8 protein-coding genes are annotated in these 6,971 nt (G+C 56.8%); 6 read left to right on the top strand and 2 right to left on the bottom strand.

The window, feature by feature from the left end; translation table 11 throughout:
- The 3 genes from FGF66_RS07995 to FGF66_RS07985 form a co-directional block, all read left to right on the top strand.
- Positions 1 to 444 (top strand): hypothetical protein (locus FGF66_RS07995; RefSeq protein ID WP_211341992.1); only part of this gene is annotated, 444 nt, incomplete at its 5' end.
- Between the two features lie 299 nt (positions 445 to 743).
- Positions 744 to 1,307 (top strand): aminodeoxychorismate/anthranilate synthase component II, encoded by a 564-nt coding sequence (locus FGF66_RS07990; protein WP_139457132.1) that lies wholly within the window; start codon positions 744 to 746, stop codon positions 1,305 to 1,307.
- 76 nt (positions 1,308 to 1,383) lie between these two features.
- Entirely contained in the window at positions 1,384 to 2,055 is a 672-nt protein-coding gene (locus tag FGF66_RS07985; RefSeq protein WP_456236793.1) for an LOG family protein, read from the top strand.
- 127 nt (positions 2,056 to 2,182) lie between these two features.
- Here FGF66_RS07985 and FGF66_RS07980 read toward each other — a convergent pair whose 3' ends face one another.
- Positions 2,183 to 2,632: a heme-binding domain-containing protein gene (locus FGF66_RS07980; protein WP_246046630.1), complete on the bottom strand. Its 450-nt coding sequence runs from the start codon at positions 2,630 to 2,632 to the stop codon at positions 2,183 to 2,185.
- Positions 2,633 to 2,782: 150 nt separating this feature from the next.
- Here FGF66_RS07980 and FGF66_RS07975 point away from each other — a divergent pair, with 150 nt between their 5' ends.
- The 3 genes from FGF66_RS07975 to FGF66_RS07965 are packed head-to-tail and all read left to right on the top strand — an operon-like array spanning position 2,783 to position 5,166.
- Positions 2,783 to 3,121, top strand: a complete 339-nt coding sequence (locus FGF66_RS07975) for a transcriptional regulator (protein ID WP_139457130.1) — start codon at positions 2,783 to 2,785, stop codon at positions 3,119 to 3,121.
- 6 nt (positions 3,122 to 3,127) lie between these two features.
- The gene (locus FGF66_RS07970; protein WP_139457129.1) at positions 3,128 to 4,372 is read left to right on the top strand and encodes a cytochrome c biogenesis protein ResB; all 1,245 of its coding nucleotides are present in this window, start codon (positions 3,128 to 3,130) and stop codon (positions 4,370 to 4,372) included.
- On the top strand, positions 4,369 to 5,166 hold the full coding sequence (locus FGF66_RS07965) for a cytochrome c biogenesis protein (protein WP_139457128.1): 798 nt from the start codon (positions 4,369 to 4,371) through the stop codon (positions 5,164 to 5,166). The genes FGF66_RS07970 and FGF66_RS07965 overlap by 4 nt, the downstream gene beginning before the upstream one ends.
- Before the next feature lie 108 nt (positions 5,167 to 5,274).
- On the opposite strand, the gene bshC is transcribed toward FGF66_RS07965, so the two are convergent.
- A complete protein-coding gene (bshC, locus tag FGF66_RS07960; protein ID WP_139457127.1) occupies positions 5,275 to 6,966 on the bottom strand; it encodes a bacillithiol biosynthesis cysteine-adding enzyme BshC in 1,692 nt (563 codons plus the stop codon).
- Positions 6,967 to 6,971: the final 5 nt, after the last annotated feature.

The following is a 6,971-nucleotide window of genomic DNA, read 5'->3' as shown; positions in this document are numbered from 1 at the left end:
GCAAAGTCGAAAAACTGTTTGATCATCCCAATGTTCGCTATGCCAAGAATTGATACCTTTATTGGCCGGAGTAATAAGAGTGCGTTGATAGATGAGACTGAAATTCTATTTTGTCCTGATGGACAGTATGAGATTTTCGCGGAGAGAGTGCAAAAAGCAAGCAATGAACTTCTTGCAAAGAAGATATACGGTAATATATTAGGGGAAAATAAAAAATGTTTTAAATATTTTGAAAAAATTAAAGTGGAACTCGTTTATCATGATAAGGTTGAAGCGTCTGAGGTAATTTGTTTAACTGATAAGAAGGGTTATTGGTCTTTTGATTTCAAAAAAGAATATTTAGAAAATACTCTTGTGTTGAGAATATTACGGGATTCTCAAGTGATTAAACAAAAGGAAATTGATATATCTCTCAATAAACCATTTTATGAAATCGAAATATGACTCTTTTTGCCGTGCTTCACGTACCTTCACAGTTTAAAGTTCAGATGGCTTAGCTCAGCCATGTAATCCGTCTGCGCATCCTCGCATGTTCTTCCGTCTATCCCCTCCCATAAATCGCTCATCAATCCAACTCCATCCACTTCCCCTAACCACAACCCAAACAACACATTTGAGTTTCGAGCCTAAACGGAACTATATTGCGCCTTGAAGTCCGCCAGCGGTGCCGACGAATGCCGATGCGGCGGGCATCTGGAAGAAATTCTTTTAAGTCTTTGAAAATTAGTGGTTTACGTGCTCTCATGATTCTTGTTATAGACAATTACGACTCGTTTACTTACAACCTTGTCCAGTACATCGGCGAACTCGGAGCCGAAGTCGCGGTGTACCGGAACGACGAACTTACCGTCGAACAGGCTCTTGCGCTGAAGCCGGAGAAGATCGTCATCTCTCCCGGGCCGGGAACGCCCGCCGACGCTGGAATCTCTATTGCGCTTATCGACGTCGTCAAAGGCAAGATTCCGCTGCTTGGCGTCTGCCTCGGCCATCAGGCCATCGGCGAGGCGCTTGGCGGCAAGGTCGTTCGCGCCGGGCAGATCATGCACGGCAAGACCTCCGAAGTCTTCCACGACGGGCAGGGGATGTTCCGCAACATCCCGAACCCCTTCACCGCCACCCGCTACCACTCGCTGATCGTGGAGCGCGAAACGCTTCCGGCGGCGCTCGAAATCCGCGCGTGGACGGAGGACGGCATCATCATGGCCTTCGACTCGAAGGCGCTCGGCCTGTACGGTGTGCAGTTCCATCCCGAATCGATCATGACCTCCGTCGGGCACGACCTCATCAAGAACTTCCTCGAACTCTGATCGCCGCATGGAAGGACGTGAACGCGACAAGCCGGGTTGGGCTTCCGAGCCGCCGCAATGCAGACCTGCAAAAGAGATGGCGCTTCTGCCGGGCAGCGAGTTCATGGCCGACGGCTGGCGCGTCTTCAAGATCATGGCCGAATTCGTCAACGGATTCGAGATCATGTCGGCTGTCGGGCCTGCGGTTTCGGTCTTCGGTTCCACGAGAGTCAGACCGGGCGACCCAGAGTACCAGCTTGGCGAAACGATGGGCAAGCTGCTTGCCGACTCCGGTTTCGCCGTGATAACCGGCGGCGGCCCCGGCGCGATGGAGGCGGCCAACAAAGGGGCGCAAAGCAAAGGCGGCGCGTCGATCGGCTTCAACATCAAGCTGCCCAACCAGCAGCGCCCAAACCCCTACATCGATTACGACAAGCTCGTCACCTTCGAGTACTTTTTCGTGCGCAAGGTGATGTTCCTCAAATACTCGCAAGCCTTCATCGTCCTTCCCGGTGGCTTCGGTACGCTCGACGAGCTGTCGGAGGCGATCACCCTGATCCAGACCGGCAAGAGCCAGAAATTTCCGGTGATCATGATGGGTTCGGAGTACTGGGGCGACCTGTACGCCTGGATCCGGAAGCGGATGCTCGAAGAGAACGGATTCATCGCCGAAACCGATCTCGACTTCATCTTCATCGAGGATGATCCGGCCAAGGTCATCGACCTCATCCTGAACTTCTATCCCGAAGGGTATAGTATCAATTTTTAGTCTGGCAATGCGTTAGCCGTTTGCGTACCGGATCGCTTTCCAATCCTGAGGCGGATTTTTTTAACGGGGTAAAAATTTTCGGCATCGCATACTTTTATCAATGCGATGAATTGTTTATCGTGTTATTTCATTCACGATTGTTATTCGTCGCCCATTCGGCCAGTGCTCGTCGTTCGCTTTCAGTCATCCTGATCGGCGGAAATCCCGGAATCGCGCCGTGTTTTGCCAGGTCAGCCGATCCGGCGAGTCGGGACGCCGCTTTTTCGATCTTGCGGCGAGCCGGTTCCGGGAGCGCGTCGAAGTTCGTAAAGTCCACGGCTTCGCGGGCCTGCCGGACTTTGCCGGTAACGTACCACGAGAGCGGCGCGACGTAAGCGCTTCGGGGCCACCGGGTCTGAGAAGAGTGGCAGGCGAAGCAGTGCGCTTCGAGAGGGGCAAGCACGCTCGCGGGAATGCTGGCGGGCGGTTTCGACGGATGCCCGACTCGATCCAGCGGGATGAACTGGATCAGAATAAGGACGATGATGATCCAGCCGGCGACGATGCCGCTCTTGTTATTCATTTTGTTCGCAGCCATTGAAAAATCTGAGAGTTACGGAGTGGTAACAAGGTTAACGGATTTTGTCATACATTACGGCAAACAGGTGTTTTTTGCCGGAAGCCAGGGTTAGCATTGCCCGGAACTGGTTCGCGCCTGTATCAACACCATCAAGAAAACAAGTTATCGATGATTTTTCCATGTGAAAAAGCTGTATGGTATTATCTGCCCCAGATCAGGGCGGATCTTGCCAAGGAGCTGGTCAAAACCGGCATGACCCAGTCGAACGCCGCCAAGATGCTCGGCGTCACTCCGGCAGCCGTTTCCCAGTATCTGCACAAAAAGCGTGGCGGGCAGAATATCAAATCGCGCGTTTACAAGCAGGAGATTCGCAATGCCGTGGACAAGCTCCGCGAAGGCGCTGCCGGGCCGGAGTTATATACTCTTGTTTGCAAGTGTTGTCAGATACTGAAGAAAGACGATGTGGAAGTTAGCGGTGGCAGTTGTGGAGATGGAACAGCAGGTTAAGTATATATGTCTGGAAGTAAGAATTCTGTAATCGCCGGTTCAGCGCCCACCGGTTTCATGGAGGCGGCGCTTTTTACTTTAGTGGCCATTCTGGCCGGACTGGGCATCGAGTTGCTCTCGTCGGGCGCCGGGATCGACATTCCGGGCTGGCCCTTCAATCTTGTTTTCCTGCTTCTTTTCGGCGGACTGATTTTGGTCGTCGGCCTGATGTTCAGGGAGCATCCGCTGGTGGCTTGGCTCGGCGGTATTCCGCTGGGGCTGAGTCTGATTGTCGGCCTGGCGCTGCTCTCGCTCGTTGGCGGCGTTCTGCCCCAGAACAAGTTTCCGCCCGGCTCGATGGTGGCGATGCTGCGGCTGAACGGCATGTTTTCGAGCTGGCCGTTCGCGCTGGTCACGCTGCTTTTTCTCTTCAATCTCGGCCTCGCGCTGGTCTGGAAGACTATTCCGTTCAAAGTGGCCAACCTTCAGTTCATGCTGTTTCACGGCGGATTCTGGATCGCGCTCTCCTGCGGCTTGCTCGGCGCCACGCAGCTCGAACGTCTGGTAGTGCCGCTCTACGAAGGCAAGGCGAGCGATGTGGCGTACAATCGTGAATCCGAGAAGGCGATTCATCTTCCCTTTTCCATCTACCTGAAAGATTTCCAGATCGAACAGTATGCGCCCAAGTTCGCCCTTTACGATCCCGAGCACGACCGGCTCGTCGAGCCGAAATCGAAGCTCGTTCCCGAGATCGGCAAAGGAGTCAAGGTCGAGTGGACGGGCATCGGTTCGGTGACGGTGCTCGATTATCTGCCGAGTGCGATGCCCGGCGCGAATGGCGTACCGGTGGCGGTTGACGGCAAGAAAGGGGTGGCTTTCGCCAGGGTGAGGATCGATGAAAACGGCAAGGTTTCCGATCACTGGATCAGCTCCGGCGGGCCTCAGCTCAAGCCGCTCTTCGTTCCGATGGGCAACTATTTCATCGTGATGGCCGATGGCGCGCCCAAGGCGTTCCGGTCGGACGTCACGCTGATCGGCGCTGGCGGCGAGCGGAAAACGGAAACGCTCGAAGTGAACAAGCCGGTCGATTTTTACGGATGGAAGCTTTACCAGTCGGGCTACGACGAGAGCGCCGGACGCTGGTCAACGCTGAGCCTTGTCGAGGCGGTGAGAGACCCGTGGCTGCCAGCGGTTTATGTGGGATTTTTCATGATCATGGCGGGTAACGTGCTGTTTTTCTGGAAAGGCGTTAAAAAGATGGAGGCGGCATGACCCTGGTCGAATTTCCGGCAATAGCGCTCGCGGCGGTCGTGTGCTGGGCGGCGGGCAGCCTTTTGCAGATTCCGGCGAAAAACTCCAGAATTTTCGGCTCGCTCTCCTGGCTTTTCATGCTCTCCGGCACTCTCGTGCTTGCGTGGTTCCTCACCTCCTACTGGATCGCGCTGGAACGTCCGCCGCTCCGTACGCTTGGCGAAACGAGGCTCTGGTACGCGATGCTCATTCCCGTCGTCGGTTTTCTGGTCGAATATCGCTACAAGATCGGCTGGCTCAAGTACTACTGCATGGGGCTGGCGACGGTGTTTCTCGGCATTAACTACCTGCACCCCGACGTCTTTGAGAAGGCGCTCATGCCTGCGTTGCAGAGTCCGTGGTTCGTGCCCCACGTCGTGGTCTATCTGGTAGGCTACGTGCTGCTGGCGGCCTCGGCGGTCTCCGGCTGGCACAACGTGATCCAGAACTTCCGCGGCAGGCGCTCGGAGAAGGGGGAGTCGATGTCGCACTATCTCGCCCTGCTCGGCTTCGTCCTGCTCACCTTCGGCCTGATCTTCGGCGCGCTCTGGGCCAAGGAGGCGTGGGGACACTACTGGACGTGGGATCCAAAGGAGACCTGGGCCTTCATTTCGTGGCTGGCCTACCTCGGCTACCTGCACCTCGTGGCTCGGAAGACCGACCCGCGCAAGCTCCAGTGGTACCTCGGCCTGTCGTTCTTCGTGCTGCTCGTTTGCTGGTTCGGCGTGAACTACCTCCCCTCGGCGCAGAACAGCGTACACACCTATTCGGGGTGAGGCGGGGAATAGCAAGGGACTTAAAGGACATCAGGGACTGAAGGGACAAAGAGGATCAGAAAATCTTCATTGTCCCTTTTGTCGTTTTCGTCCTTGAAGTTCTTTGCTTCACAATTCCACGATCAAATGCGACTCTGTCGAGTAGCCTTGCAGCACCTTCGCCAGTTCGCCGATCAGCGTGGGGCCGTATTTGTTGAGGTAGTGGAAGATGTTGATGCTTCGTTCCTGCGGCTTGCCTTCGGGGAAGAGGTTCAGCTCCGCCTTGTCGAGCTGCTGGAAAAGCTCGTCGTGTTTCCGGCGGCCCGCGCGATATGTTTTCTCCCTGATGGTTCCGATGATCTTGGCTATCTGGCCCGACGAGGCGGCCAGCGCTGCCTGCAAGGTCGGATCCATTTTCACGAGCGCCGGTTCGAGTGTCGAGAGTGACCGGGCGACCTCCGACTCCACCTGCCCGAACAAGGCGTCAATGTCCACGCTGTCACCGCCGGAAACCATCGATTTGCGCAGCTCCTGCACATTTTCGAACACCGCTTCATAGACCTGCCGCCGCGAGAAGCTCGGTCTTCCGCTCGCTTTGAGCACCTTGTCCATCGTGCGGGCGATTTTCGGCTCGACCAGCGTGAAGCTGCCGCGCGGAATGACGAAGGGCATGGCGAGGCCGAAGTGCTCGTAGGCCTTGCGGAACTGCGCCATGTAGCTGATTTCGCCGGGGCCGCCGATGTAGGCGAAGGTGGGGAGCACGGCGTCCTGCACGATTGGCCGGAGGATGACGTTCGGGCTGAATTTTTCGGGGTGATCCTGACAGATTTCCATCAGTTGATGGCGCGTGTAGCGCTGCCGGTCGGGCAAAACGAGGAAGTTGTCGGGCGAGGGCTGCTCGATTTTGAGCCGCTGGCCGAGCTGGTTGAGGTAGAAGAGGTTGACCGGGCGCGGCTTGGTCTGCGCCGGGTAGCCCATCGATTCGAGAATCGAGCTTTGCGCCACCACCTCGTACGACGAGGCGGGCGCGGTTTCGATCTCGCGGCAGAGCACCTCAGAGGCCAGTCGCTTGAAGCGCGAGTCCTGCGGCGATAGCAGAATCAGCGGGTGCTCCCGGAAGAGCCGGTTCATCGTGCTGGCGAAGGCGATTTCGAAGGTGACGCCCGGTTCGTAGCAGGCGCGGAGCAGTTCGGCGATCTCAGGCTTGAACTCCGTCTCGGGCAACAGATCGAGGAACTTCTGCAAGGTCTCGCCGATGCTCGCGCCGAGCAGGGTGGCTCCGGCCATCTGGTCGGGCTGGCGGTGCGCTCCCTCCGCCGTGATCCGCTCCAGTCCGCCGCCGGAGAAGAGCACGGTTGAGGAGGCCTCGTCGAAATCGTGATCCTCGCTTTCGATCCAGAACACCGGCACGAAGTCGTACTCCGGGAACAGCTCCTTCTGCTTGCGGGCGACCACCACGGCACTCAGCGCCTTGTAGATCGTGTAGAGCGGGCCGGTGAAGAGGCCGGTCTGCTGGCCGGTGACGATCGCCATGCAGCGAGGCGAGCGCAGCTTTTCGATCTCCCGTTGCTGTCGCTCCGAGCCGCCGAACATCCGGTTCTGGTCAGACAAGAGTTCCACCAGCGCCTCCCGCCTGAAGTTGCGCGACGCCAGGAGGCCGAGGCGCCGATAGTAGTCGGCATCCTTGCGGTAGTCGAGATGGAAGCATTCCGCCAGCAGTTTCGCGCGAGCCTCGCTTTCGGAGGCGTAGTCGCAGAAGAGGCGGGAAAAGCCCTTTTTGGGCGTCTGGATGTGCTGGTAATCGATGAGGAAGGTGTTCACGCGCT

Origin of the sequence: Chlorobaculum thiosulfatiphilum (assembly GCF_006265165.1) — a bacterium.
GTDB classification, from domain to species: domain Bacteria; phylum Bacteroidota; class Chlorobiia; order Chlorobiales; family Chlorobiaceae; genus Chlorobaculum; species Chlorobaculum thiosulfatiphilum.
Note: the sequence above shows the minus strand (reverse complement) of the source record. Positions and strands in the feature narration are given on the sequence as shown.